This window comes from Streptomyces sp. NPDC029956, assembly GCF_055574655.1.
Genome location: NZ_JBVHZJ010000045.1, coordinates 43,334 through 67,688 on the forward strand (window position 1 = coordinate 43,334; position 24,355 = coordinate 67,688).

The 24,355-nt window shown below is 72.3% G+C and carries 21 protein-coding genes; 11 read left to right on the top strand and 10 right to left on the bottom strand.

The annotated features are described in order from the left end of the window. Positions 1-32: 32 nt before the first annotated feature. The 5 genes from ACZ4XX_RS29165 to ACZ4XX_RS29185 all read right to left on the bottom strand — a co-directional run bounded on the left by ACZ4XX_RS29165 (position 33) and on the right by ACZ4XX_RS29185 (position 5,351). A complete protein-coding gene (locus tag ACZ4XX_RS29165) occupies positions 33-1,802 on the bottom strand; it encodes an FAD-dependent monooxygenase (RefSeq protein ID WP_468510842.1) in 1,770 nt (589 codons plus the stop codon). Between the two features lie 193 nt (positions 1,803-1,995). Next, positions 1,996-2,886 (bottom strand): amino acid ABC transporter permease, encoded by an 891-nt coding sequence (locus tag ACZ4XX_RS29170; protein ID WP_468510843.1) that lies wholly within the window; start codon positions 2,884-2,886, stop codon positions 1,996-1,998. Next, a complete protein-coding gene (locus ACZ4XX_RS29175) occupies positions 2,883-3,557 on the bottom strand; it encodes an amino acid ABC transporter permease (protein ID WP_468510844.1) in 675 nt (224 codons plus the stop codon). The genes ACZ4XX_RS29170 and ACZ4XX_RS29175 overlap by 4 nt, the downstream gene beginning before the upstream one ends. Before the next feature lie 120 nt (positions 3,558-3,677). Next, a complete protein-coding gene (locus tag ACZ4XX_RS29180; protein ID WP_468510845.1) occupies positions 3,678-4,499 on the bottom strand; it encodes a glutamate ABC transporter substrate-binding protein in 822 nt (273 codons plus the stop codon). A 54-nt stretch (positions 4,500-4,553) separates the two neighbouring features. After that, positions 4,554-5,351: an amino acid ABC transporter ATP-binding protein gene (locus tag ACZ4XX_RS29185; protein ID WP_468510846.1), complete on the bottom strand. Its 798-nt coding sequence runs from the start codon at positions 5,349-5,351 to the stop codon at positions 4,554-4,556. 296 nt (positions 5,352-5,647) lie between these two features. On the opposite strand from ACZ4XX_RS29185, the gene ACZ4XX_RS29190 reads away from it, so the two are divergent. Both ACZ4XX_RS29190 and ACZ4XX_RS29195 read left to right on the top strand, forming a co-directional pair. Further along, a complete protein-coding gene (locus ACZ4XX_RS29190; RefSeq protein ID WP_468510863.1) occupies positions 5,648-6,355 on the top strand; it encodes a response regulator transcription factor in 708 nt (235 codons plus the stop codon). An 18-nt stretch (positions 6,356-6,373) separates the two neighbouring features. After that, positions 6,374-7,825 carry a sensor histidine kinase gene (locus ACZ4XX_RS29195; protein WP_468510847.1) on the top strand — a complete coding sequence of 484 codons (1,452 nt, stop codon included), beginning with the start codon at positions 6,374-6,376 and terminating at the stop codon, positions 7,823-7,825. A gap of 214 nt (positions 7,826-8,039) precedes the next feature. Here the strand turns inward: ACZ4XX_RS29195 and ACZ4XX_RS29200 are convergent, their stop codons facing one another. The 4 genes from ACZ4XX_RS29200 to ACZ4XX_RS29215 all read right to left on the bottom strand — a co-directional run bounded on the left by ACZ4XX_RS29200 (position 8,040) and on the right by ACZ4XX_RS29215 (position 12,858). After that, positions 8,040-9,038: a TAXI family TRAP transporter solute-binding subunit gene (locus tag ACZ4XX_RS29200; RefSeq protein ID WP_468510848.1), complete on the bottom strand. Its 999-nt coding sequence runs from the start codon at positions 9,036-9,038 to the stop codon at positions 8,040-8,042. Between the two features lie 147 nt (positions 9,039-9,185). Further along, on the bottom strand, positions 9,186-10,367 hold the full coding sequence (locus tag ACZ4XX_RS29205) for an RCC1 domain-containing protein (RefSeq protein ID WP_468510849.1): 1,182 nt from the start codon (positions 10,365-10,367) through the stop codon (positions 9,186-9,188). 53 nt (positions 10,368-10,420) lie between these two features. Continuing rightward, entirely contained in the window at positions 10,421-11,617 is a 1,197-nt protein-coding gene (locus ACZ4XX_RS29210; RefSeq protein WP_468510864.1) for an RCC1 domain-containing protein, read from the bottom strand. Positions 11,618-11,631: 14 nt separating this feature from the next. Further along, entirely contained in the window at positions 11,632-12,858 is a 1,227-nt protein-coding gene (locus ACZ4XX_RS29215) for an RCC1-like domain-containing protein (protein WP_468510850.1), read from the bottom strand. A gap of 664 nt (positions 12,859-13,522) precedes the next feature. Between ACZ4XX_RS29215 and ACZ4XX_RS29220 the strand changes: the two genes are divergently transcribed. The 3 genes from ACZ4XX_RS29220 to ACZ4XX_RS29230 all read left to right on the top strand — a co-directional run bounded on the left by ACZ4XX_RS29220 (position 13,523) and on the right by ACZ4XX_RS29230 (position 16,521). After that, positions 13,523-14,005 (top strand): hypothetical protein, encoded by a 483-nt coding sequence (locus tag ACZ4XX_RS29220; protein ID WP_468510851.1) that lies wholly within the window; start codon positions 13,523-13,525, stop codon positions 14,003-14,005. A gap of 136 nt (positions 14,006-14,141) precedes the next feature. Beyond that, on the top strand, positions 14,142-15,116 hold the full coding sequence (locus tag ACZ4XX_RS29225; protein WP_468510852.1) for a hypothetical protein: 975 nt from the start codon (positions 14,142-14,144) through the stop codon (positions 15,114-15,116). Positions 15,117-15,135: 19 nt separating this feature from the next. Continuing rightward, positions 15,136-16,521 carry a hypothetical protein gene (locus ACZ4XX_RS29230; RefSeq protein ID WP_468510853.1) on the top strand — a complete coding sequence of 462 codons (1,386 nt, stop codon included), beginning with the start codon at positions 15,136-15,138 and terminating at the stop codon, positions 16,519-16,521. Positions 16,522-16,730: 209 nt separating this feature from the next. Here the strand turns inward: ACZ4XX_RS29230 and ACZ4XX_RS29235 are convergent, their stop codons facing one another. Next, complete coding sequence (locus ACZ4XX_RS29235; protein ID WP_468510854.1) at positions 16,731-18,380, bottom strand: glutamate--tRNA ligase; 1,650 nt, start codon at positions 18,378-18,380, stop codon at positions 16,731-16,733. A 197-nt stretch (positions 18,381-18,577) separates the two neighbouring features. On the opposite strand from ACZ4XX_RS29235, the gene ACZ4XX_RS29240 reads away from it, so the two are divergent. The 6 genes from ACZ4XX_RS29240 to ACZ4XX_RS29265 all read left to right on the top strand — a co-directional run bounded on the left by ACZ4XX_RS29240 (position 18,578) and on the right by ACZ4XX_RS29265 (position 24,209). Beyond that, on the top strand, positions 18,578-19,813 hold the full coding sequence (locus ACZ4XX_RS29240) for an MFS transporter (RefSeq protein ID WP_468510855.1): 1,236 nt from the start codon (positions 18,578-18,580) through the stop codon (positions 19,811-19,813). Beyond that, positions 19,810-20,727 (top strand): TIGR03619 family F420-dependent LLM class oxidoreductase, encoded by a 918-nt coding sequence (locus ACZ4XX_RS29245; RefSeq protein WP_468510856.1) that lies wholly within the window; start codon positions 19,810-19,812, stop codon positions 20,725-20,727. The genes ACZ4XX_RS29240 and ACZ4XX_RS29245 overlap by 4 nt, the downstream gene beginning before the upstream one ends. 32 nt (positions 20,728-20,759) lie before the next feature. Then, a complete protein-coding gene (locus ACZ4XX_RS29250) occupies positions 20,760-21,854 on the top strand; it encodes a LysR family transcriptional regulator (protein ID WP_468510857.1) in 1,095 nt (364 codons plus the stop codon). Between the two features lie 217 nt (positions 21,855-22,071). Continuing rightward, on the top strand, positions 22,072-23,001 hold the full coding sequence (locus ACZ4XX_RS29255) for a DMT family transporter (protein WP_468510858.1): 930 nt from the start codon (positions 22,072-22,074) through the stop codon (positions 22,999-23,001). A 105-nt stretch (positions 23,002-23,106) separates the two neighbouring features. Then, the gene (locus ACZ4XX_RS29260; protein WP_468510859.1) at positions 23,107-23,721 is read left to right on the top strand and encodes a LuxR C-terminal-related transcriptional regulator; all 615 of its coding nucleotides are present in this window, start codon (positions 23,107-23,109) and stop codon (positions 23,719-23,721) included. Between the two features lie 68 nt (positions 23,722-23,789). Beyond that, positions 23,790-24,209 (top strand): tautomerase family protein, encoded by a 420-nt coding sequence (locus ACZ4XX_RS29265; protein WP_468510860.1) that lies wholly within the window; start codon positions 23,790-23,792, stop codon positions 24,207-24,209. Positions 24,210-24,355 lie beyond the last annotated feature (146 nt).

Genomic DNA, 24,355 nt, shown 5'->3' on the forward strand with positions numbered 1-24,355 from the left:
GCTCCGGAGTACACCATGCGCGCCGAGGGGAATCAATGCATGTCCGCTGTGCGGTCACTCCCCGTGGACACTCCGGCGGCCCCCACCTCCGCCGCGGCCTTCGCTCCGGCCTTCGTCCCGGACTTCGCTCCGGACGTCGTCGCCGCCTTCGAACCGGGCTCCGTCCCGGTCTCCGGCCCGTCCTCGGGCTCGTCGGTCGGCGAGCCGCCGCGGGCCGCGTCCGCCGCCGCGTGCAGCTCCTCGGGGTGGACCCCGGCGAAGGCCGCGACGAGATGCCCGTCGGGCCGTACCAGCAGGACGGCGTGGGCGGGGGCGCCCGGATAGGCCTCCGTGACCAGGACCTCGGCCTTCGCCGGGAGGGCGGCGACCGCCTCTTCGAGCCGGGGCATCACCCCGGCGCCGCGCCAGTGCCGCCGGTCCCACACCCCGGTGCCGGGGGCGACCAGGACCACCAGGAGGCGGCCCTGACCCAGCCGGTCCCGGAGCCGTACGGTCGTGCCGTCGGGGGCGGTCACGCGGACGTCCTCGACCGGGGCGCCTTCCGGGGTGCCGACCGGGGTCCGGCCCTCGGTGTACGGAGGTGCGAGGGGGGAGTGGGGGTACGCCGGGGGCGCGCCGAGCGGGCCGCGCCCCACATGGCCGTCGGTGAGGAGTGCGTCGTGGCCGCGCGCGGCGCCCGGAAGGTACGTCCGCAGGCCGCCGCCGCCCCGTAGGACCGGCAGCGACTGGTCGGCGGCGCGCAGCCGGTGGGCGACGGCCGAGCGCCGCTCGCTCTGGTAGCTGTCGAGCAGCCGCTCGGAGGCTCCGTGGTGCCAGGTGTGGGCGAGTTTCCAGGCGAGGTTGTCGACGTCCCTCAACCCCTCGTCGAGGCCCTGGGTGCCGACCGCGCCGAGCAGGTGCGCCGCGTCCCCGGCGAGGAGGACGCGGTCGACCCGCCAGCGCCGGGCGAGCCGGTGGTGGAGCGTGTGGACGCCGGTGTCGATGAGCTCGTACGGGGGCGTCACGCCGTCGCACCAGCCGGCCAGGGTCTCGCGGATCCGGGCGACCAGCGCGTCGGGCGTGACGAGATCGCCCCGGGGCGGCAGCAGCCAGTCGATCCGCCACACCCCGTCGGGCAGTGGGCGGGCGGTGATCTCGTCGGATGCGCCGCGCCACGGCGGCTGACGGTGCAACAGGGCCTCGCCGGGCCAGGGGAGTTCGGTGCGCAGCGCGGCGACCGCGTGCCGTTCCACGGCCGTACGGCCCGGGAAACGGATGCCGAGCAGTTTGCGCACGGTCGAGCGGGCGCCGTCGCAGCCGACGAGGTGGCTGCCGCGCCACCAGGTGCCCGCCGGGCCTCGGGTGTGGGCGACGACGCCGTCGCGGTCCTGCTCGATGGTGTCGAGCCGGGCCTCGGTGACGAGCCGGATCAGTTTCTGGTGGGCGATGGCGGCCCGGAGCCCGCGTGCGAGGGCGTGCTGCGGGATGTGCAGCGGCGCGGCCGGGGCCGAGGGTGCGGCGGGGTCCTCGGACCACTCCTCCGTACCGCCGAGTCCCAGGTCGAGGGTGAGATGGCGGACCACCTGACGGCGGCGCATGCCGCGCCAGCCGACCCAGCGGACACCCTCGTCACGGAGGGTGGTGCAGCCGAGCCGCTCGACCATCGCGGCCATGTCGGCGCGCAGCACGACGCTGCGGGCGGGGCGTGGTTCGTCCTTGCCCGAGCTCTCGTCGAGGACGACGCTCGGCACGCCCTGCGCGGCGAGCGCGAGGGAGAGCGCGAGGCCGACCGGCCCCGCGCCCACGATGATCACCGGGTCCACGGCGCGGCTCCTGAAGGCCGGACGGTCATGGGGGCAGCACATCTGAGTGTGGCACGAGCCCGGTGCTTGATCACAGACCGTATGCAACCCACTGAGGGTGCTTGCGTCAAGCGACAGGGTGGGCGCGGTGCGGCTGACCTGAAGTCAGTACCGCTCCGGCCCACCCCTGTTGTCCCACGGACCCCTGGAGGGGTCAGGCGCCGCTGACGGCGTCGCTCTTCACATCGGCCGGTCCGCCCTGGGCGGGGATGGCCGCCGCGGCGGACTTCTTGCCCTTGCGCAGGCGCTTCTCCAGACGTCCCGCGAGGGCGGTGACGATCGCGTTGAGGGCGATGTAGATCAGCGCGATGACGGTGAAGGTGGCGATCGTGTTGGCGCCGTAGTTGGCCGTGATCTGCCGGTTCTGGCTGAGGAGCTCCGTGAAGCCGAGCAGCGCGCCGCCGAGTGCCGTGTCCTTGACGATCACGACGAGCTGGCTGACCAGGGCGGGGAGCATGACGGTGACGGCCTGCGGGAGCAGGACGTGCATCATGGTCTGGCCCTTGCGCATGCCGAGCGCCTCGGCCGCGTCGCCCTGGCCGCGCGGCAGCGAGAGCACACCGGCGCGGACGATCTCGGCGATCACCGAGGCGTTGTAGAGCACCAGACCGGTGACGACCGCGTAGAGCGGGCGGAAGTCGGAGCTGATGGTCGTGAACTCCCGGTAGAGGGCGTTCGCGAAGACCATGAGCAGCAGCACCGGGATGGCGCGGAAGAACTCCACGACCGCGCCGACGGGGACCCGCACCCAGCGGTGGTCGGAGAGCCGGCCGATGCCGAGGAGGGCTCCGAGCGGCAGTGCGATCAGGATCGCGAGGCCGGCGGCCTTGAGGGTCTCCGTCAGGCCGGGCAGCAGATAGGTCGTCCAGACCCGGGAGTCGGTGACGAACGGACTCCACTTGTCGGCGGCCAGCTGGTTCTTGTCGTTGAGGGCCGCCAGGACCCACCACGCCACCAGAGCGAGCGCCGCGAGGAACCCGATCGTGAAGAGGAGGTTGCGCCGCTTGGCACGCGGCCCGGGGGTGTCGTACAGGACGGAACTCATCGCTTCACCGCCAGTCGCTTGGCCGCCCAGCCGAAGAACAGGCCGGTCGGAAGGGTGAGAACGATGAAACCGAAGGCGAAGACGGCGAAGACGGCGAAGAGCGCGTCGGCCTCGTTCTCGATCATCTCCCTCATCAGGAGAGCCGCCTCGGCGGCGCCGATGGCCGCGGCCACGGTGGTGTTCTTCGTGAGGGCGATGAGGACGTTGGCGAGCGGGGTCACGGCCGCGCGGAACGCCTGGGGGAGGACCACGAGCGTCAGGACCTGGACGAAGCTCAGTCCCAGCGCACGGGCGGCCTCGGCCTGACCGGCCGGCACCGTGTTGATGCCGGAGCGCAGTGCCTCGCAGACGAAGGTGCCGGTGTACGCGATGAGTCCGAGGATCGCGAGCCGGAAGCCGATGTCCTCGGAGCGGTCCGCGCCGAGTGTGATCCCGAGCGTCTGGTCGAGGCCGAACGAGCAGGCCACGATGACGACGGTCAACGGGGTGTTCCGGACGAGGTTGACGTATGTGGTGCCGAAGCCCCGCATGAGGGGTACCGGGCTGACTCGCATGGCGGCGAGGGCGGTGCCCCAGATCAGGGAGCCGATCGCCGAGTAGAGGGCGAGCTTCGCCGTCACCCAGAAGGCGCCGAGCAGGTCGTACTGCCCGGAATCAAGAAAGTCGAACACGATGCCCCGCGCTCTCCCCTGGTGGTCGGTCGGTGTGGAGGCCGGTGCGTGGGCAGCGGCCGGTGCCGGTGTGACGGCCGCCGTCGAGCGGGGCGGCCGTCACGGACCGGGCGGGGTGGGTCAGCCGGCGATCTTCGGCGCGGGGTCGTTCTTGTAGCCCGAGGGACCGAAGTGCTGCTTGACGAGCTTGTCCCAGGTGCCGTCGGACACCATCTTCTCCAGGGCCTTGTTGATCTTGCCCTTGAGCTCGGTGTCGCCCTTCTTGAGGCCGATGCCGTAGTTCTCGTCGCTCAGGGAGAGACCGGCGAGCTTGAACTTGCCCTGGTGCTCCTTCTGCGAGGCGTAGCCCGCGAGGATGGAGGCGTCCGTGGTCAGGGCGTCGACCCGCTTGTTCTCCAGGCCGGTCAGGCACTCGGAGTAACCGCCGAGCTGCTGGAGGTCGGCCTTGGGGGCGAGCTTCTCCTTGACGTTCTGCGCGGAGGTCGAGCCGGTGACCGAGCAGAGCTTCTTGGTGTTGAGGTCGTCGGCCTTGGTGATCGACGAGTCGTCGGCGCGCACCAGCAGGTCCTGGTGGGTCACGAAGTACGGGCCCGCGAAGTCGACCTCCTTGAGGCGCTTCTCGTTGATCGAGTAGCTGGCGACGACGAACTTCACGTCACCGTTCTTGATCAGGTTCTCGCGGTCGGCGCTCGGCGCCTGCTTCCAGTTGATCTTGTCCTCGGCGAAGCCGAGCTCCTTGGCGACGTACTTGGCGACGTCGACGTCGAAGCCGGCGTACGTGCCGTCCGGGGTCTTCAGGCCGAGGCCCGGCTGGTCGAACTTGATGCCGACGGTGATCTTGTCACCGTTGCTGCCCGAGTCGGAGCCGGTGCCACAGGCGGTGGCGGTCAGCGCGAGGACGACGGCGGCCGCGGCGGCGGCAGGGGTGCGGCGAAGCTTCATCGAGGAATGTCCCTTGATCTAGAAGTGAGTTGGGAAGAATAGGCCCGAACTCGCTCAGTGGTGAAGGATCTTGGAGAGGAAGTCCTTGGCCCGGTCGCTGCGCGGGTTGCTGAAGAACTCCTCGGGCGTCGCCTGCTCGACGATGCGACCGTCCGCCATGAAGACGACCCGGTTGGCCGCGGAGCGTGCGAATCCCATCTCGTGGGTCACGACGACCATGGTCATGCCGTCCCGCGCCAGCTGCTGCATGACCTCGAGGACCTCGTTGATCATCTCGGGGTCGAGCGCGGAGGTCGGCTCGTCGAACAGCATGACCTTCGGGCCCATGGCGAGCGCGCGGGCGATCGCCACACGCTGCTGCTGGCCGCCGGACAGCTGCGCCGGGTACTTGTCCGCCTGGGTGCCGACGCCGACCCTGTCGAGCAGGGCGCGGGCCTTCTCTTCGGCGGCCTTCTTCTCCGTCTTCCGGACCTTGATCTGGCCCAGCATCACGTTCTCGAGCACCGTCTTGTGCGCGAAGAGGTTGAACGACTGGAAGACCATGCCGACGTCGGAACGCAGGCGGGCGAGCTCCCTGCCCTCCGCCGGCAGCGGCTTGCCGTCGATGGTGATGGTGCCGGAGTCGACGCTCTCCAGCCGGTTGATCGTGCGGCACAGCGTCGACTTGCCGGACCCGGAGGGTCCGATGACGACCACGACTTCGCCGCGGCTGATCGTCAGATCGATGTCCTGGAGGACATGCAGTGCGCCGAAGTGCTTGTTCACGCCGGACAGTACGACCAGGTCGTCCGTGGCGTGCGGGGTGTCCTCGGGACCCTTGTGCAGGGGCTTGGACACTGACTCTCCGCTCATCGGGCTCTAGCTCCGTCCTCCTCGGTTGGGGAGGACACTAGAGACCCGATGTGACGACCGTCATCACATCTGAGCGGAAATTGAGGATAACGATCCGGCCGCAACCGGACACAGTGTGTGAACGGGACACCCCGGGCCGTACCGGCTGCATAACGGAAACGCCGCCGTCACAGGGGGACACTTGACTGTGACACCGATGTTCGGTGTTCATGCCTTGGTACCACCTGGTACACAGAGAGCCGCTCGGCACCACGACCACGAAGATCCCCATGAAGATCCCCACGGAGGAGGTACGTATGCGACTGCTGCTCGTCGAGGACGACGACCATGTCGCCGCCGCCCTCTCCGCGATCCTCGCGAAGCACGGGTTCACGGTGACCCACGCCCGCAACGGCGAGGAGGCGCTCCAGGCCGTGCTGCCCACGGCGCAGGGCGAGCGTCCCTCGTTCGGGGTGATCCTGCTGGACCTCGGCCTGCCCGACCAGGACGGCTACCAGGTCTGCGGCCGCATCCGAAAGCTCACCACCACCCCGGTGATCATGGTGACCGCGCGCGGCGACGTACGCTCCCGGATCCACGGGCTCAACCTCGGCGCCGACGATTACGTGGTCAAGCCCTACGACCCCGGCGAGCTCCTCGCCCGGATCCACGCCGTCAGCCGGCGCAACGCCGGCACGGAGGAGGCGGCGGGCGGCGGCACCGACGGAACCCAGCTGCGGCTCGGCTCCGTCACCATCGAGCTGCCCACCCGCCGCGTCAGCGTCGACGGCGAGAGCGTGCCCCTCACCCGCAAGGAGTTCGACCTGCTCGCCCTCCTCGCCCAGCGCCCCGGAGTCGTCTTCCGCCGCGAACAGATCATCAGCGAGGTCTGGCGCACCAGTTGGGAGGGGACCGGCCGCACCCTCGAGGTGCACGTCGCCTCCCTGCGCTCCAAGCTCCGGATGCCCGCCCTGATCGAGACCGTGCGGGGCGTCGGCTACCGCCTGGTCGCCCCCGCCGCCTGACCGCCGGACGGCCCCTTCGTGCGCACCCGCCTCCTTCCGCTGCTCATCGTGCTGATGGCCGGCGTCCTGCTCGCCCTCGGCTTCCCGCTCGCCGCCAGCCTCGCAGCCTCCGAGCAGCAGCGCGTCGTCGTCGACCGGCTCGACGACGCCGCGCGCTTCGCCGCGCTCGCCCAGTTCGTCAGCGAGACCAGCCCCGGCACCGACGAGCGGCGCACCACCCTCGGCGGCGAACTCGCCAGCTACCACGACGTGTACGGCATCCGGGCCGGCATCTTCTACCGCAACAACCGGGCCATGGCCGCCGCCCCCGAGGACTGGGCCGTCCCCTACGACGGGGAGGGCCGCCGCGCCTTCAACGAGTCGCTGCTCGGCCGCCGCAGCCACGACCCGCCCCAGGTGTGGCCCTGGCAGGCCCACGCCCGGCTCATCATCGCCTCACCGGTCGTCAGCGACGGCGACGTCATCGCGGTCGTCGTCACCGACTCGCCCACCGGCCAGCTCCGCCTCCGCATCCTGCGCGGCTGGCTGCTGATCTTCGCGGGCGAGTCCCTGGCGATGCTCGTCGCCGTCGCCGCCGCCTTCCGGCTCACCGGCTGGGTCCTGCGGCCCGTCCGCGTCCTCGACTCCGTGACCCACGACATCGCCACCGGCCGGATGAACTCCCGGGTCGCCGCCACCGGCGGACCGCCCGAACTCCGTCGTCTCGCGCTCTCGTTCAACGAGATGGCCGACAACGTCGAAGAGGCGCTCGAACAGCAGCGGGCGTTCGTCGCCGACGCCTCCCACCAGCTGCGCAACCCGCTGGCCGCGCTGCTCCTGCGGATCGAGCTGCTCGCCATGGAGCTCCCCGAGGGGAACGAGGAGATCGCCTCCGTACGGACCGAGGGCAAGCGCCTCTCGCAGGTCCTCGACGACCTCCTCGACCTGGCGCTCGCCGAGCACGCGGCGGCCGAGCTGCGGCTCACCGACGTCGGCGCGCTCACCGCCGAGCGGGTCGCGTCCTGGCGGCCGGTCGCCGACGACAAGGGCGTCGTGCTCACCGGGGAGTGTGGGGCGGTGACGGCCTGGGCGGACCCGGTGGCGCTCTCCAGCGCGCTGGACGCGGTGATCGACAACGCGCTGAAGTTCACCCCGGCCGGGGAGGAGGTCACCGTCACGGTCAAGGCGCCGCCCGGAGGGGAGTGCGTCGACGTCGTCGTGGCCGACCACGGGCCCGGCCTCACGGACGAGGAGCTGAGCCGGGTCGGCGACCGCTTCTGGCGCGCCGGCCGGCACCAGAACATCAAGGGATCGGGCCTCGGTCTCTCGATCACCCGCGTCCTGCTCACGGCGGGCGGCGGCGGCATCGCGTTCGGGCCGAACGAGCCCCACGGGCTGCGCGTCACGGTCACCGTGCCCCGGAACCCTCCGGTGGCGCAGCAGGGGGAGCGGTGGACGCCGGAGGAGCGGCAGGGGCGGTCGGGGCGTTAGACGGGCGGCCGGAGCGTGGGACAGGGCGGGCGGGGCCGTCAGGCAGGGCGGCCGGGGTCTGGGCGTCTCCGAGAGGCACGGCCCCGGGGCCTGGGCGCCTCCGTGAGGCTCGGGTCCGTGAGGCTCAGGTCTGTCAGGCTCGGGTCCGTGAGGCTCAGGTCTGTCAGGCTCGGGTCCGTGAGGCTCAGGTCTGTCAGGCTCGGATCCGTGAGGATCAGGGCTTCACCGAGCGGTAGTAGCGGCGGGCCCCGTCGTGGAGGGTCAGCGGCTCGGTGTAGACGGCGGTCCGCAGGTCCACCAGCTGGGCCGGGTGGACCTGGCGGCCGATCCGGTCCCTGCTCCCGATCACCGTGCGTGTGAAGCCCTCGACCAGGTCGTCGTCGGCCTCCTCGGTCGTGACCAGCAGGTTCGCGACCGCGAGGGTCTCCACGGGCAGGCCGTCCTGCGCCTTGGCGTACGCGTCGGCCGGGATCACCGCGGACCGGTAGTGACGGGTCGAGTCGCCGACGTCGTGGAGGCGGTCGACCAGCGCAGCGTCCAGCGGCAGCAGCCGGACCTGGAAGCGCTCGGACAGCGTCTGCACCGGCTGGGTGGGCAGGCCGCCCGACCAGAAGAAGGCGTCGAGCTCGCCCCGCTCCAGCAGTTCGGGCATGGTGTCGATGCCCGCCGGGACCGGCACGATGTCCCGGTCCGGGGTGAGGCCCGCGGCGGCGAGGACCCGGTCGGCGATCAGCCGTACGCCGGATCTGTCCTGGCCGACGCCGACCCGGAGGCCGCGCAGGTCCTGCACCTTCTGCAGTGTGGAGCCCTTGCGCACCACGATCTGCACGTAGTCGTCGTAGAGCCGGGCGCAGCCGCGCAGCCGCTCCCAGCCGGGCCTGCGCTCCCGCAGGTACTGGGCGACCGCGTCCGCCGTCGCGACGGTGAAGTCGGCCTCGCCGGTGGCCACCCGCTGCACGTTCTGCTGGGAGCCCTCGCTCTCCTTCAGCGTTATCGACACCTCGGGGAGGTCCTCGACGAGGTCCTGCTTGAGGAGGGCCCCGTAGCGCTGGTAGACGCCGGTGGAGACTCCCGTGCTGAAGGTGACCGAGCCGCTGGGGGTGGGGGAACCGAAGGGCATCAGCCACCATGCCAGCACCCCGCACACCGCGAGCAGCGCGGCGGCGCCCACCAGGACACGGCGGCGGGCGGCACGGGAGAGGGAGGCGAACATGCCCGCGATCCTGCCAGGCCGTGGGCGTGTCTGGCCAGGTTCGATCGCGTGAGGGGGCGGGGGCCGGGGCGGGGCAGAGGCCGGAGCCCCGAGCGGTCCACATGAGGCCGCGCGGGCCCGGCGAGGGGTCCGCGCGGCCGTACCGGGTCAGTAGGCGAAGGCGGACTTGCCCGTCACGGTGGTGGCGACGTGAGTGATGCCACTGCCGGGCGGCAGCGCCGTCACCGTCGAGGTCCCGGTCGTTCCGGTCGTCGTGCCGTCGCCGAGCTGGGCGGCCGCGTTGGCGCCCCAGCCGATGACCGAGCCGTCGTCCAGTGCGGCCACGGTGAAGTCGGCGCCGCCCGAGATGCTCTGGACCCCCTTGAGGTGGTCCAGGACGACGGGGGTGGTGCGGTTGGCGTTCGTGCCGTCGCCGAGCTGCCGGTCGGTGTTCTTGCCCCAGCCGGCCAGGCTGCCGTCGTCGAGGACGGCGAAGCCGGACGCGGAGGTGGCGAAGATCCTGGCCACGGCGTCGAGGTAGGCGACGTCCACCGGCTTGTTGCTGTCGGTGGTGGAGTCGTTGCCGAGCTGGCCCTCGGCGCCCTTGCCCCAGGCCTTGACCACGCCGTCGGCGGTGAGCGCGAGGACGTGGTCGCAGCCCACGGCGACGGACTCGACGTCGACGAGGTCGGGGACCTTCTGCGGGGTCTCGCGCGTGGTGTTGGCGCCTGTGCCGAGGCGCCCGTTGTCGCCCTTGCCCCAGGTCCAGACCGTGCCGTCCTGCCGGAGCGCCACGCTGAAGTCGCAGCCCGCGCCGACGTCCTTGACCTTGTCCAGGCTCTGCACGGGGATCGGGACTCTGTACGGGTTGGTGGTGTCCTGGCCGGTGCCCAGCTGCTTCGAGGCGTTGCTGCCCCAGGCGAGGATCCGGCCGCCCTTGACGGCGAGGACGTGGTTGAGACCCGCGGAGACTTCGCTCACGCCGGAGAGCCCGGCGACGGTCGCGGGGAAGGACTGGCTGACGAGGGTGCCGTTGCCGAGTTGGCCGGTGGCGTTGGAGCCCCAGCTCTTGACGGTGCCGTCCTTGAGGAGGGCGACGGCGAAGGCGTTGGCGGCTGCGGCGGCGCCGCCACCGCCTCCGGAGAGCTCGCGGACGTCGTCACGGGTGATGCCGACGACGGCGGCGGGGGTCTGCTGGGCGAGGACGCTGCCGTTGCCGAGCTGCCCCTGGGCGTTCTCGCCCCAGGCCCGCACCCAGGGGTCGGTGCCGGCGGAGGCGGGGAGGGCGGAGGCGGTGAGGGCCGCGAGGGACAGCGCGGCGAGGAGGGTGAGACGCAGGGGTGGGGTCATCTGCGTGCCTTTCGCTTCATGAGGGTCGTGGGGTTCTTGGAGCTCGGTGGGGGTCAGTAGGCGTAGCTGGACTTGTTCGCGACCGAGGCGGCGACGCGGGTGATGCCGCTGCCGGCCGGCAGGGCCGTGACCGGGGTGGGGGACGGGTCGGTCGTGCCGTTGCCGAGCTGGCCGTTGCTGTTGTTGCCCCAGGCGACGACGGACTGGTCGGAGAGGAGGGCGAGGGTGTGCTGCCAGCCGCCGGCCATCTCCTGGACGTCGCTCAGGCCGGGGAGGGGGACGGGAGTGGTCCGGTCGACGGTGGTGCCGTCGCCGAGCTGGCCCTGACCGTTCCAGCCCCAGGCGCGGACGGTGCCGTCGTCCAGCACCGCGTAGCTCTGGTAGGCGCCCGCGAAGACCTTGGTGACGCCGTCCAGATGCTGTACGTCGACGGGCACATTGCGGTGCTCGGTGCTGTCGTCGCCGAGCTGGCCGTTGGCATTGTGACCCCAGGCCTTCACCGTGCCCCCGGCCGTGAGGGCGAGGGTGTGGCGGCAGCCTGTGGTGACGGCCACCACGTCGTCGAGGCCGGGCACCTTCTGGGGTGTGTTCCGGTCGACGGCGGTGCCGTTGCCGAGCTGCCCGAGGTCGTTCCTGCCCCAGGTCCAGACGGTGCCGTCCTCCCTGAGGGCGACGGAGTGCTCGCAGCTGCCCGCCACGGCCTTGACCCTGTTCAGGCCCTGGACGGCGACGGGCCGGGTCGCGGGGCCGGACGCGTCGGGGGTGGTGAGACCGTTCCCGAGCTGCCCGTAGGCGTTGGTCCCCCAGGCCAGGACGCGTCCGCCGCGTACCGCGAGGGCGAACGGGCCGCCGGCGGCGGCGATCGAGGACACGCCGGAGAGTCCGGCGACCGTCGTGGGGAAGCCCCGCTGGGTGGTGGTGCCGTCGCCGAGCTGCCCCGAGGTGTTGCCGCCCCAGGACAGGACCGTGCCGTCGTCGAGGAGGGCGAGGGCGAAGGAGAGGTTGCTGTTGAAGCCTCCGGCGGAGAGCTTCCGTACGGTGCCGCGGGACACTCCGACGACGGAGCCCGGGGTGGTCTGGTCGAGCGTGGTGCCGTTGCCGAGCTGGCCGCCGATGTTCAGCCCCCAGGCCCTTACCCACGGATCACTCGGTTCGGCCTGCGCGTGCGCGGGTGTCGGCGCGGTTGCCAGGGCGGTCAGGGCGACGGCCGCGGCGATCACGGCCCGTACGTACGAGGAGCGGTACGACATGCCGTTCACCGGCCTCAGTACGCGTACGTCGTGTTGCCGCCCAGGGAGACGGCCACCGCCTTGATCGCCGAGCCCTCGTTGAGGATCTTCACCGACTCGTAGCGCGAGACCGTCGTGCCGTTGCCGAGCTGGCCCTCGCCGTTGTGGCCCCAGGCGAAGACGTCGTCCGCGGTGACCGCGACACCGTGCCGGGCGCCCGCCGCGAGGTGCTGGACGCCCTCCAGGCGCGGGATCTCGACGGGGGCGGTGCGGTTGGTGCGGGAGACGTTGGAGTCGAAGGCCTCGTCGGACTCCAGGAGCTGGCCGTACTGGTTGTTGCCCCAGCCCCAGACGTGGCTGTCGCTCGTCTTGACGTAGTTGTGGAAGGCACCCGCCTCGATGTCGGAGACGCCCTCGATCCAGTCGACGTCGACGGGGAGCGTGGCGGACTTGGTGGAGGAGTTGCCGAGCTGGCCGTAGAGGTTGTAGCCCCAGGACTTGACCGTGTCGTCGGCGGTCAGCGCGAGGGCGTGGTGGCAGCCGGCGTCGATCTCGACGATGTTCTCCAGGCCCAGGACCTGCCGGGGTACGGAGCTGGTGGCGCGGGTGCCGTTGCCGAGCTGGCCGTGGATGCCGCGGCCCCAGGCGTACACCTTGCCGTTCTCCAGGAGCGCGAGGCTGAAGTCGCAGCCTGCCGAGATCTGCTTGACCTTGGGCATGCCCTGGACGCGGTCGGGGACCGTACGGCTGTCACCGGTGCGGTTGTTGCCGAGCTGGCCGTACGCGTTGTCGCCCCAGGAGTAGACCTGGCCGCTCATGTCGAGGGCGAGGCCGTGCTTCCCGCCCGCGGCGACGTCCTTGATGTTGGTGAGGCGGGGGACGGTCGTGGGCACGGCCTGGTTGGTGTTGCCGCCGTTGCCGAGCTGCCCCGAGGAGTTGTGGCCCCAGGACTTGACCGTCTTGTCGGTACGGGCGAGGGCGAACGAGTCGGCGGACGAGGTGCCGCCGGCCGACATCTGGTCGACGTCTCCGCGGAAGAGGCTGGTGACCGAGGACGGGCTGAGGCTGTCGGCGAGGGTGCCGTTGCCGAGCTGGCCGGTGCGGCCCGCGCCCCAGCTCAGGACGGTCGGGTTGCCTTCGTTGGCGTGCGCCGCGGGGGCGAGGGCGGGGAGGGCGGTGAGGGCCGCCGCGGTGAGGGCGGCGGCGGCGAACCGCCGGGCGCGCGGTGTCGTGCGCGAGGGACTGCGTCGTGAACGGGACATGGCTCTGCTCTCCTTCGACGGGGACATACGGGAGCGCGGCGTCCGGCCGGTGGCGTCCGCAGGGAGGGCGGAGGCGGGCACGGGCCGGTCGCGGGTCATGCGAACACGTCGTGCCGGGCCCGTGGACATGGGGCGCCCACGGCCGGGTGCGACGGCCGGGACGGGCCGCCGGGCACATCTGCAGACTGTCCGAGAATGATCACCGGGGCGAGCCGGAATCGCTGAAACACCCGTTTGTCGGACCTCCGTTCGGGGCGCCCTCGCGGGGGCGCATTCGCCTCCGCAGGGGCCCCGGGGGCGGGCGGTGGGAGCCGGCCGGGGCGGGCCGCCGAACGGCGGCGGCCGGGGGAGTGAAGGGACCGGCGGGACAGGGTCGACGGCCGTCTCCTCCGCCCGCCGGATTCCATGCCCACGGGTGTACGGGAGGACCGCGCGCCCGGACTCGCGAGGCCCTGGGCGCGGCCCGTTCCGGCGGTCCCCAGTGCGCTCCGCCGAAGTGGTGAGCGGCCGCCGGGGAGCACGCCGCGCCGTGTGTCCTGCCGGAGTGCCGAGGCCTCGACGGCTAGCGTCTGGATGCGCTCGGTGATCTTGAGGGCAGTCCCCTGTCCGCCCCTGGCGTCCCCGCCCGAGCCCACCAATTCACCCCTGTCCCAAGGGAGTTCGCATGTCCCCATGGAAGACGTCGGCACGCCGTGCGCTGACCGCGGCCGTCCTCGCCGCCGCTCTCGCCCTGCCCCTGGCACCCACCGCGTACGCCGAGGAGTGCAAGCCCGAGGATCAGGCCTGCCTGGACAAGGAGGCCAACGCCAAGGAGGCCAAGGAGATCGAGGAGCAGCAGAAGAAGACCCAGGAGGCCGCCGGCCAGGCCGACAAGGACATCAAGGCGGCGGGAAAGAAGCTGGAGGAGTGCCCGCCCGGCTCCAGCTCCTGCATGGGCAAACTGGCCGATACGGGGGGCCGGGAGGAGGACGGCCTGGAGGAGATGGGCACGACCATCACCACCTACAAGCCGGAGCCCGCGGAGAACGCCGCCCAGGCGGTCGACTCCACCTGCGCGGCCTTCCCCGCCTCCCTGCCGCAGGGGTCGAGCGACCCGGGGCAGTCCCCCTTCCCGGCCTCCCAGCTCTGCTCGCTGCTCGGCTCCTGAGGCGCCTCCGTAACCGCGCCCCTTCGTTCCGTACGTCTCCGCTCCGTACGCCGCTCCGTACGTCTCCGTACGTCTCCGAACGTCCCCGTACCTCTCCGTCTCCCGTACGCCTTCCGTCCCGAAGGGTTCCTCCGTCATGCCCGCACGTCGTCCCCACGCCGTCCCGCCCCTGGCCCGCCCGCTCACCCTCGTCCTCGCCCTCGGACTCACCGCACCGCTCGCCCTGCTCGCCCCGCCCCCCGCCGTCGCCACCGAGGAGGGGCCGGGCGAGGTCCCCGTCGCCCGCGCCGTCACCGCCGAGGGGCGCCCGGCACGGATCGCCGACGTCCTGGAGTACTGCGGGACCAAGCGCACGGCCTGCACCTTCGCCATCGACCCCAAGCAGGACCGGGAGTACGCCACCGCCGTCAAGTCCCTCGGCAACGCGGTCGTCAACTGCACCACCAGTGATATGGGGGTCGACCGGACCGTCACCCTGCGGACCAGCAGCACCGACAACATCGGCGGCGAGATCTCCGGGAAGATCACCGCAGAGGGCACGATCACCGCCTCCGGCGAGGTCACCACCAACCTGAGCAACGACATCACCAGCAACCACAAGACGCCCAACCTCAAGGACGGGCCGACCTCCGAGTCCGGTACCAAGACGACCGTCGCCGGCGGCGCGAAGGTGGCCGGTTCGCTGAGTGCCAAGCTCGCCTTCGAGGCCGCCTTCAAGGCCACGTACTCCAAGTCCTGGACGACCGAGAACACCGAGGCGACGGTCTACAAGACCACGGTCAAGCCCTACGACATGCTCGTCTTCGGCGCGAGCGCCGCCATGCGGCGCGTGGTCGGGAACCTCGTCACGGACACGGGGAAGAAGATCCTCAACGTGAGCGTGGACAGCCCCTCCATGGTCAACACCAGCTCCTTCGTCGCCCAGACGTACGCCGTCCCCGACCGGCTCTGCGGCCGCAAGCGCCCCACCGGCGACACCCAGCCCGACAACGACAACAGCCCCGCCGGGCCCGGCCTCCGGCACGCGGCGCGCGAGGTGCCCGCCGCGCGAGCCGTACCGCCGGGCGCCGATCCGAAGCGCGAAGTCGTCCTGCCGTCCCACGCCCACTGACACGGAGGAGTCCCCCACCATGAACCGCTCCGTCCAGGCGCTCGCCGTCCTCGGGGCCGCAGGGCTGCTCCTGCCCTTCGCCCCCTCCGTGTCCGCGGCCTCGGCCGCTGCCGCCGCCGAGCAGGCCGTCCCCGTCCTCAACGGCGACTTCGCCGACCCGGTCATGAAGGGCGACGGCCCCACGACCGTCGGCATCGACCACTGGACCGGCCTCAACCAGCGCTACTCGCCCGCCGCTTCGGGCCGCACCGACGCCTCCCACGGCGTCGCCCTCCAGAAGGACGGCAACACCCTCCAGCAGCGGCTGCGCGGAGTCCGCGCGGGCGGCAAGGTCACCGTGAGGTACGAGGACAGCCCCGCCGTCTCCAAGGAGTGCACCGGGGAACAGGTCGTCGCGGGCCAGCCCTATGCCCTCGTCGGCTCCGGCGGCCCGGTGCAGGAGGTCACCACCGCAGGCGACCCCGACCGGGTGAAGGGCACGCCGGGCAAGGGACGTTGGACCGGTCGCGCCTACGTCTTCACCGCGAGCGAGAACGATCCGCTGCTCACCTTCACCTCACGCGTCACCGACTCCCGCACCCATGTGACCTGTTCACCGATGATCGCCCGCATCCGTGCGGTCGAGGTGCCGCCGGACGTCGACAAGACCGTCAGCAAGACCGCGCTCGGGACCTCGGAGGCGTACAAGGGCAACGACCGCGAGAGCACCCTCCACAACGCCGCCGCCGCCTGCAACGGCGAGAACGCCTGCACCTTCCGGCCCGACACCCGCACCTCCTTCCGCTACTACGACCGGGCGCGGGTCGTAGGCGAGGCCTTCGTCAACTGCACCCGCAACGCGCTGGAGCACTCCCGGCTCCTCTCGTACTCCGAGCGCGCGCACGACAGCATCTCCCAGACCTACGCCGACGCGGGCCTCGCGCTCAACGAGGTGGCCAGACTGCCCACTTCGGGAGACCGGACGGAGGACGAGAAGCGCCTCAAGGAGCGGCCGATGGCCGGCCAGTTCGCCCTGGCGTACGAGAAGGTCTGGCAGCGGCCCTGGCAGTGGTTCAGCAGCGACCAGCGCACGGTCGTGGAGAAGATCCAGCCCGGCGAGGTGAGCTGGGTCGAGATGCAGCCGAGCCGCGAGCGGGTCGAGGGCTGGTTCGTGAGCAAGAAGGACGACTACCGGCTGCACGTCGTCGTCGACGGACCCTCGCGGGCCGTGCCCGACCGGCTGCTCCAGCGCACCGGACCCATGTCGGAGGCCGAGAAGCAGCGCTGCGCGGCCGCCCGGCCCATGACCACCACCCCGGTCGGCGCGGACGCGCCCGCGAGCTCCAGCGACAAGGGTCTCCTCAAGAGCCCGGCGTCGAGGGTCGCGGGCGTCCGGGCCGGGCTCCGGAGCGTGCCGCTGAACTGACCGGAGCCGGTACGCGCGACCGGACCGATGCGAGCGCGGGGGGGCCCCCCCCCCCCCCCCCCGGGGGGGGGGGGGGACCCCGCCCCCGGCCCCCGCCCCCGACAACACCAACAAAGCGGGGCTGTTGGGGGTGTCCGTTCGCGAGAGGTGTACCTCGAACCCGCTTGGGTCAGGGACATGCTCCCGACCTGTTGCGGCCTCCCGCCGCCTCACCCCGCCACGGCGGTGAGGCGGCGCAGCACCTCGTCCCGGCCCAGCGCCCGGGCCACCGCGAACAGGTCGGGGCTGCGGGTGGCGCCCGTGAGCGCGACCCGCACCACGTTCGCGACCTCCCTCGGCGGGCCCGCCCAGCGCTCCGGCTCCCGGCGCCAGGAGGCCGTGTCCGGGGCGTGACCGTGTCGTCCCGCCAGTGCGCGGAGGGCGCCGTACCACTCCTCCGGCGTGGCCGCCCCGCTCCCCTCCCGCGCGAACTCACCGGCGATCCGGCGCACGAGCCCCGGCTCCAGGCCGCCGTAGCGGTCGTCGTCGGCCGCCGGAGGCAGGCCGAAGAGCTCCGTGAAGAAGAAGCCGTAGCGGTCGCGGAAGCAGGACCAGCGGTCCAGGTCCTTCCGGGCGGGCGCGCCCTCCGGCCGGCCCGCCGCCACCGCCGCCAGGGCGAGCCCCCGCTGCCGGGCGAGGACGGACCCGAGCTCCGGGTCGTACTCCTCCGCCCAGGCGAGGAGCTGGCCGTACAGCTCGTCCGGGGTGAGCGAGGCGATGAACTCCCTGCTCAGGGAGTGGAGTTTGGGCAGATCGAGCAGCGGCCCCGAGGGGCGCATCCCGTCGAGCCGGACAGGCGCCGCGAGCGCCTCGGCCGTGGGGACGTCCATGAGCCGGATGTTGGCGAGACCACGCAGATAGTGCTGGACGGCGGCCGGCGGATACCCGGCCGCCAGGTAGTAGTCCACCGACGCCTCGGGGTCCTTGCGCTTGCTGAGCTTGCGCCGCGAGGGCCCCTCGGCCTTCATCAGCGGCGCCAGATGCGCGTACGCGGGCGGCTCGAAGCCGAGCGCCGTGTGGAGCTGGAGATGGACCGGCGTCGAGGACAGCCACTCCTCGCCGCGCACCACCAGCGACACCCGCATCAGGCGGTCGTCCACGACATGCGCGAAGTGGTAGGTCGGCAGGGGTGGTTCCTCCTGTGACGACTTGAGCAGCACGATGTCGTTGCCGTTGTCCTGCATGGTGACGGCGGCGCGGATCCGGTCGGTGAACCGGACCCGTCCGGGGAACTCGTACGGGCAGCGGAACCGCACGACGTACGGCTCACCGGCCGCCATCCGGCGGGCCGCCTCTTCCGGCGCCAGCGTCCGGCACGGCGCCCACCGGCCGTAGTAGCCGATCGGGGAGCGGCCCGCGCGCTGCTCCTCCGCACTGCGGGCCAGCCGCTCCTTGTCGCAGAAGCAGGGGTACGCGCGGTCCTGCCGCAGCAGTTCACGCACATGACTGAGGTAGACGTCCCGGCGCTCCGACTGGAGGTACGGGCCCCACTCCCCGGCGCCGGCCGCCCCACCCTCGTCGGGCGCGAGCCCGAAGGCAGCGAGCAGCCGGGAGAACTCCTCCGCCGCGCCGGCCACTTGGCGTGACCGGTCGGTGTCCTCGACGCGCAGCACATGCACGCCACCCGACTGGTGGGCCAGGGCGCGCGCCACGGCAGCCGTGTAGAGGCCGCCGATGTGCAGATGTCCGGTGGGGCTCGGGGCGAAGCGCGTCACCTCGGCGCCCTCCGGCAGGACGCGCGGCCTGAACCGGCTTTCCCAGTAGGCCGGTTCCGGGAGATCGGGCGGGAACATCGCGTTGATGACGGAAAGGTCGAGCACGGTGGACTCCCTCCTGGGGTTCCTCGATCGATCCACCGTAGGCCGGTGACCGGCCGGATCGAGACGGGCGGAGGCGCGAGGCTGCGGAACTCCGAACCCACTTCGGTGCTGTGGGCCCCGAGCGGCGCGCACGGTCAGTAGCGTCCGGAGGACCGTTCCGTACGACGCGGACGGACGCGGAACAGAAAAGGGGTGTGATGGGCGGCACGCGCGCGGTGGCCCTGCTCGCTCTCGGCTCCTTCGCCATGGGGACCGACGCCTACGCCATGGCGGGACTGCTCCCGGACATCGGCGCCGACCTCCATGTCTCCGTCTCCCTCGCCGGGCAGTCCGTCACCGCCTTCACCCTCTGCTACGCCCTGGCCGCACCGCTGTTCTCGGCCGTTCTCGCCCGCTGGGGCACCCGGACGGTCCTGGTGACGGCCCTCGTGGTCTTCGTCGTCGCCAACGCCGGTACCGCACTCGCCGGTTCGTACGCCGGACTCCTCGGCACCCGGGCCCTGGCCGGTGCCGGCGCGGGCCTCTTCACCCCGGCGGCGGCCACGGCGGCCGTCGCGCTCGTACCGCCCGAGCGGCGCGGGCGGGCCCTCGGCCTGGTGCTCGGCGGAATGAGCGCGGGGACGGTCCTCGGCGTGCCGCTCGGGCTGCTCGTGGCCGCCGACTCGGGCTGGCGTACCGCCCTCTGGCTGATCACCGGCCTCGGCGCGGTCGCCCTGGCCGGGGTGGGCGCCGCCCTTCCGCCGGTACGCGGGGCCGCGGCGCCCTCGCTGCGGGCCCGGTTCGGCGCCCTGACCCGCCCCCGGGTCGCCGTGGTCGTCGCGGTCACCTTCACCCAGACCGTGGCCAGCCTCGGGCTCTACACCTATCTGCAACCGGTCCTGCACCGCGTCGCCGACATCGGCAGCGCCGTGCCGTACCTCTGGGTCTGGGGCATCGGCGGGGTCTGCGGCAGCTTCCTCGCCGGGACCCTCGTCGACCGGACCGGGCGGCCCGCCCTGCTCGCGGTCACCCTGCTGGGCACCCTCGGCGCCGCCCTGGCCCTGCTGCCGTGGACCGGAACCGTACCCGGCCTCGTCCTGCTGCCCCTGATCGTGTGGGGAGCGGTCGGCTGGGCCTTCGTCGTACCCCAGCAGCACCGACTGCTCGCGCGGGAGGGGGAAGGGGGAGCCGCCGCCGTCGGCCTCAACAGCTCCGCCACCTATCTGGGCGGCGCCGTCGGCTCCGCGCTCGGCGGCCTCGCCCTCGCCCACGGGCTCGACGCCCGCTGGCTCCCGCTCCCCGCCGCCGGGGTCGCGCTCGCGGGAGTCCTCCTCCACCTCACCGCGGTACGCGCGCTCGCCAGGCGCGAGGCCGGGGCCGGACACCGTGACAAGGACGGGGCCGGAGCCGCGGGCGCGACCGCGGCCGAGGCCCTGGAAAGGAACACGCCATGAAATTCGGCGTCAATCTGCCCAACTACGGGGCAGAGGCCACCCCCGACGCCCTCGCCGACTGGGCGCTGCGGGTCGAGTCGATGGGCTACCACTACGCGATGGTCTCCGACCACGTCGCGCTCACCCCGGACGTGCAGCACCTCTTCCCCGCCCCGTTCTACGACCCGTTCGCGACCCTCGCCTGGCTCGCGGGGGTCACCAGGACCGTGGGGCTCGGAACGACGGTGACGATCCTCCCGTACCGGCATCCGGTGCACACCGCACGCGTCGCCGCCAACATCGACCGGTTCAGCAACGGCCGGCTCGTCTTCGGCGCCGCCGCCGGCTGGGCCGCCCGGGAGTTCGCCGTCCTCGACGTCCCGTACCGCAAGCGCGGGGCGATCAGCGACGAGTACCTCGCCGCGATCAAGGCGTGCTGGGCGACCGAGGTGGCCTCCTTCGACGGCGCCCATGTCTCCTTCCGCGAGGTGCACACCGGGCCCCTGCCCGTCCAACGGCCCGGCCCGCCCGTCTGGGTCGGCGGCCACAGCTACGGAGCGCTCCGCCGGGCCGTCCGGCTCGGCGACGCCTGGCACCCCACCTCCGTCTCCGGCGACTGGCTCCTCGGCGTCGGACTGCCCGCGCTCCGCCAGGTCGCCGAGGAACACGAGCGGTCCGTCCCCGACGTCTGCCCCCGGATCAAACTCCGCGTCACCTCCCGGCCGCTCGGCCCCGGACGGCTGCTCGGCGAGGGCACCCGGGCGCAGATCGCCGACGACCTCGGACTCCTCCAGGACCTGGGCGCGCGGGCCGTCGTCCTCGACCCCACCTACCCCGGCGACCGGCGCGAGGCGGGGCGCACCGCCCGTGACCTCGACGTCCTCGAGGCACTGGTCAAGGAGGTCATCGACGTGGACGCCGGCTGCGTACGATGACCGAACGGCGGCAGCGGGAGGGGGCGCGTGACGTGACCGATCCGGACCTGCGGAAGCTGCGGGTGCTGAGGGAACTCAGCGAGCGCGGCACCGTCAGCGCGGCCGCCCAGGCCCTCCACCTCACCCCCCAGGCCGTGTCGCAGCAGATCAGCGCCCTGGGACGGGAGTTGGGCGTTCAGCTCACCGAACCGTCCGGCCGCCGGCTGCGGCTCACCGGGGCCGCGCGGATCGTGCTGCGGCACGCGGACGCCGTCTTCACCCAGGTCGAGCAGATGCGCGCGGAACTCGCCGCCCACCAGAGCGGCGAGCGGGGCGAGGTGGCGGTCGCCGGTTTCTCCACCACCCTCTCGGCGCTGATCCTGCCCGCCGTGGCACGGCTGCGGGAGACCCGGCCGCTGCTGCGGACCTCGCTGGCCGAGGTCGACCCGCCGGAGAGCTTCTCCCTGCTCCAGCGCGGGGAGACGGATGTCGTCATCTCCGCGGACACGACCCGGCCCGCGGCGGGCTCGGGCGGCTCGGGCCGCTCGGAGCGCTCCGGAAGTGAGGAGGGGCGCCTCGAAGGACCGCGCGACGGCCTGACCGGCGGTGCTTCCGGCGGTGCTTCCGGCGGTGCCTCCGGCACCGGCTCCGAGGAGGCTTCCGAGGGAGGCTCCGACGGGCGTTCCTCGGGAGGCTCCGGGGGCCGTTTCGACGGGCGGTTCCACCGGGTCGTGCTCTGCGACGACCCCTTCGACATCGCCCTCCCCACCGGTCACCGGCTCCTCGACAGCGAGCGCCTGCTCCTCGCCGACCTGGCCGACGAGACCTGGATCTTCGCCACCACCGGCCTCTGTCACGACATCGGCGTCGCCGCGTGTACGGCCGCCGGGTTCACCCCGCAGGCCTCCCACGCCATCGGCGACTGGGACGCCACGCTCGCGGCGGTGCGGCTCGGCCTCGGGGTCGCGCTCGTGCCCCGCCTCGCCAAGCCGGTCCCGCGGCCCGAGGTGACGATCCGCCCGTTCAGCGAGCGGGCGCCGTCGCGCACGGTCTTCGCGGCCGTGCGCGAGGGCAGCCAGACGTCCCCGGAGATCGCCGCCGTCCTCGACGCGCTGCGGGCGGTGGCCAGGGCGGCCGTCGCCGGCTGAGCGGGCACCGCGGGCGGAGCGTGGCGCACCGCCTCCACCTGCGGGAACGCGATTCGCCACGTCTGGTGGAAGGTACCGTCCATCAGACGTTGCTGGACCCCTCCGACCGCCGGTGCGAGGCTCGATCCCGTACCGCGGAGAGCTCCGCGCGTCCCCTCACCCTTCCTCTTCCAACTCCTTGCCGAGCCCTGTCTGCCTTCGGAGAGCGGGAACACCCATGTCCAAAGCCACCTACACGCGCCTGGCCGCGCTGAGCCTCATCTGGGGCTCCGTCTTCCTGTGGATCAAGATCGCCGGGTACGGCTTCTCACCCGTGCAGATGGTGCTGATCCGACTCGCCCTCGGGGCCGTCGTCATCCTCGCCATCGGCTACGCCAAGGGGCTCCGGCTTCCCAAGGAGGCCGCCACCTGGGGCCATCTGACCGTCGCCGCGCTGCTCGGCAACGCCATCCCGTGGACCCTCTACGCCGAGGGGGAGATCGACGGATCGAGCAGCGTCGCCGCGGTCGTCAACGGCAGCGCGCCGATCTGGACCCTGGCCGCCGCCCTGCTGCTCGGCCAGGAGAAGCGGGTCTCCGGCTTCAAGGCCGGCGGCGTGCTGCTCGGTCTCGGCGGCACCGCGCTGATCGCCTCGCCCTGGAACTCGTCCTCCGCCGGGACGGGTTGGAGCATCCTCTGCTTCGTCCTCGGCTCCATCAGCTTCGGCGCCAGCTTCGCGTACATGGGCAAGTACCTCGTGGGCAGGGGCATTCCGCCCCTGATGCTCGCCGGCGGACAGCTCGGCGCGGCCACCGTCCTCCTCCTGGTCGCCTTCCCGTTCCTCGGTCTGCAGACCATCACCTGGCGCACCGACTCGGTGATCTCCGTCCTCGTACTCGGCGTGGTCTGCACCGGCTTCGCCGCACTGCTCAACTTCGAGCTGATCATCAAGGACGGGCCCACCGTGGCCTCCACGGTCACCTATCTGATGACCGCCGTGGCCGTCGTCCTGGGTGCCGTCGTCCTCGACGAGCCCCTCGGCTGGACCGTGTGGCTCGGGGCGGTCGCGGTGCTCGCGGCCACGGGGCTGCTCCGGCGCAAGCCGCGCCCGGCGCCCGAACCGGCGCCCGAGGCCGCCCCCGTACCGACGGCGGCGGCGGCCGATTAGCCGCCCCATTCCCCCAGGAAATGCCGGGCCGCCGCCCGCAACATTGTGTTCATTCATGGGGCGGGTGTCGGGTGGTAGCGTCAGGAGTGGAAACACCCGGCCTTTATGGGGGAGTCGCACGTGGCTTTTGTGGTCGAACTCGTTTTCCGTGGCAATGAGACGGACCGGTTGAGTTTCGGAGAGGCTCACCGGACCTATTGGAAAAGGATGGCCGCGCGCGGCATCCTGCTCGGCGGCGGACCCTGGCGGGACGGTACCGGGGAACTCCTGGTCTGTGAAGCCAGGGATCGCGGCACGCTGTTACGGGTCCTCTACGCCGACCCGTACGCCCAGGCGCAGGTCGTCGGAGAGTTACGCGTCCGTGAATGGAACGCGGTCATGGGACATGTGGTGCTCGCCGGTCTGGAGCGGTCCACCGGTGGTGCCGGGACCCATGAGCGAATACGCGGGGGCGTCGCGGCGCCCACCCCGCCGGCCGTCCGTGAGGTGGCCGCCGTACGCGAGGAGATCGCCGTCCGTGAGGAACTGACCGCCCACGAGCGGCGCATCGCCACGATGATGCTCGACGGCCTGACCAACAGGCAGATCGCCGAGTCGTTCACGGTGTCGACCCGGGCCGTGGAACTGCACATCACACGTATCTACCGCAAGCTCGACATCCGCCGGCGCGCCCAACTGGCCGCCGCGATCGACCGGTTCGAGGCGGCGCTGGCCTGCTGATCCTTCCGCCGCCCGCCCGGGTGTCGTTCCTGCCCGTTCCCGTACGTATCCACTTGGGGGAGTTCACCATGCCGCTTGTCGAGATAACCGTCCCCGAGGGGGCCCTCTCCGAGGCCGCCGCGGAGGTCCTGCAGCAGCAGGTCGCCGACTCCGTGCTGACGGCCATGGAGCTGCCCCGCACGGACTTCTTCGCCGCCGCCACCTGGGTCTACGTCCGTGAGGCCGCCAAGGGGTTCGCCACCACGGGGGCAGGCACCGCCCCGGGCGTCCTCGTCGTGGTCACGCCCCTGGAGGGCTTCCTCACCCCCGACCGCAACGAAGCCCTCTCGGTCGAGGTCACCCGGCACGTCCAGGAGGCGACCACGCCCGACACCGTCGTCTGGCTGGTCGTGAACGAGATCCCGGAGGGGAACTGGGCCGTGAACGGCGGGCTGACCCGACGGGCGAAGATCGACGAATTCGTCGCCGAGGCCGCCAGGGCCGACTGAATTCACCTTTCCGTATTCCGTATTCCGTATTCCGTATTCCGCATTCCGGACGCCGCGGGGGGGGGGGGGGGGGGGGGGGGGGGGGGGGGGGGGGGGGGGGGGGGGGGGGGGGGGGGGGGGGGGGGGGGGGGGGGGGGGGGGGGGGG

Coding starts and splice junctions, on each gene's coding strand:
- ACZ4XX_RS29170 (WP_468510843.1), bottom strand. CDS start 2,886: ATGAGTTCCGTCCTGTACGACACCCCCGGGCCGCGTGCCAAGCGGCGC.
- ACZ4XX_RS29180 (WP_468510845.1), bottom strand. CDS start 4,499: ATGAAGCTTCGCCGCACCCCTGCCGCCGCCGCGGCCGCCGTCGTCCTC.
- ACZ4XX_RS29185 (WP_468510846.1), bottom strand. CDS start 5,351: ATGAGCGGAGAGTCAGTGTCCAAGCCCCTGCACAAGGGTCCCGAGGAC.
- ACZ4XX_RS29190 (WP_468510863.1), top strand. CDS start 5,648: ATGCGACTGCTGCTCGTCGAGGACGACGACCATGTCGCCGCCGCCCTC.
- ACZ4XX_RS29200 (WP_468510848.1), bottom strand. CDS start 9,038: ATGTTCGCCTCCCTCTCCCGTGCCGCCCGCCGCCGTGTCCTGGTGGGC.
- ACZ4XX_RS29205 (WP_468510849.1), bottom strand. CDS start 10,367: ATGACCCCACCCCTGCGTCTCACCCTCCTCGCCGCGCTGTCCCTCGCG.
- ACZ4XX_RS29210 (WP_468510864.1), bottom strand. CDS start 11,617: ATGTCGTACCGCTCCTCGTACGTACGGGCCGTGATCGCCGCGGCCGTC.
- ACZ4XX_RS29215 (WP_468510850.1), bottom strand. CDS start 12,858: ATGTCCCGTTCACGACGCAGTCCCTCGCGCACGACACCGCGCGCCCGG.
- ACZ4XX_RS29220 (WP_468510851.1), top strand. CDS start 13,523: ATGTCCCCATGGAAGACGTCGGCACGCCGTGCGCTGACCGCGGCCGTC.
- ACZ4XX_RS29225 (WP_468510852.1), top strand. CDS start 14,142: ATGCCCGCACGTCGTCCCCACGCCGTCCCGCCCCTGGCCCGCCCGCTC.
- ACZ4XX_RS29230 (WP_468510853.1), top strand. CDS start 15,136: ATGAACCGCTCCGTCCAGGCGCTCGCCGTCCTCGGGGCCGCAGGGCTG.
- ACZ4XX_RS29240 (WP_468510855.1), top strand. CDS start 18,578: ATGGGCGGCACGCGCGCGGTGGCCCTGCTCGCTCTCGGCTCCTTCGCC.
- ACZ4XX_RS29245 (WP_468510856.1), top strand. CDS start 19,810: ATGAAATTCGGCGTCAATCTGCCCAACTACGGGGCAGAGGCCACCCCC.
- ACZ4XX_RS29255 (WP_468510858.1), top strand. CDS start 22,072: ATGTCCAAAGCCACCTACACGCGCCTGGCCGCGCTGAGCCTCATCTGG.
- ACZ4XX_RS29260 (WP_468510859.1), top strand. CDS start 23,107: ATGGGGGAGTCGCACGTGGCTTTTGTGGTCGAACTCGTTTTCCGTGGC.
- ACZ4XX_RS29265 (WP_468510860.1), top strand. CDS start 23,790: ATGCCGCTTGTCGAGATAACCGTCCCCGAGGGGGCCCTCTCCGAGGCC.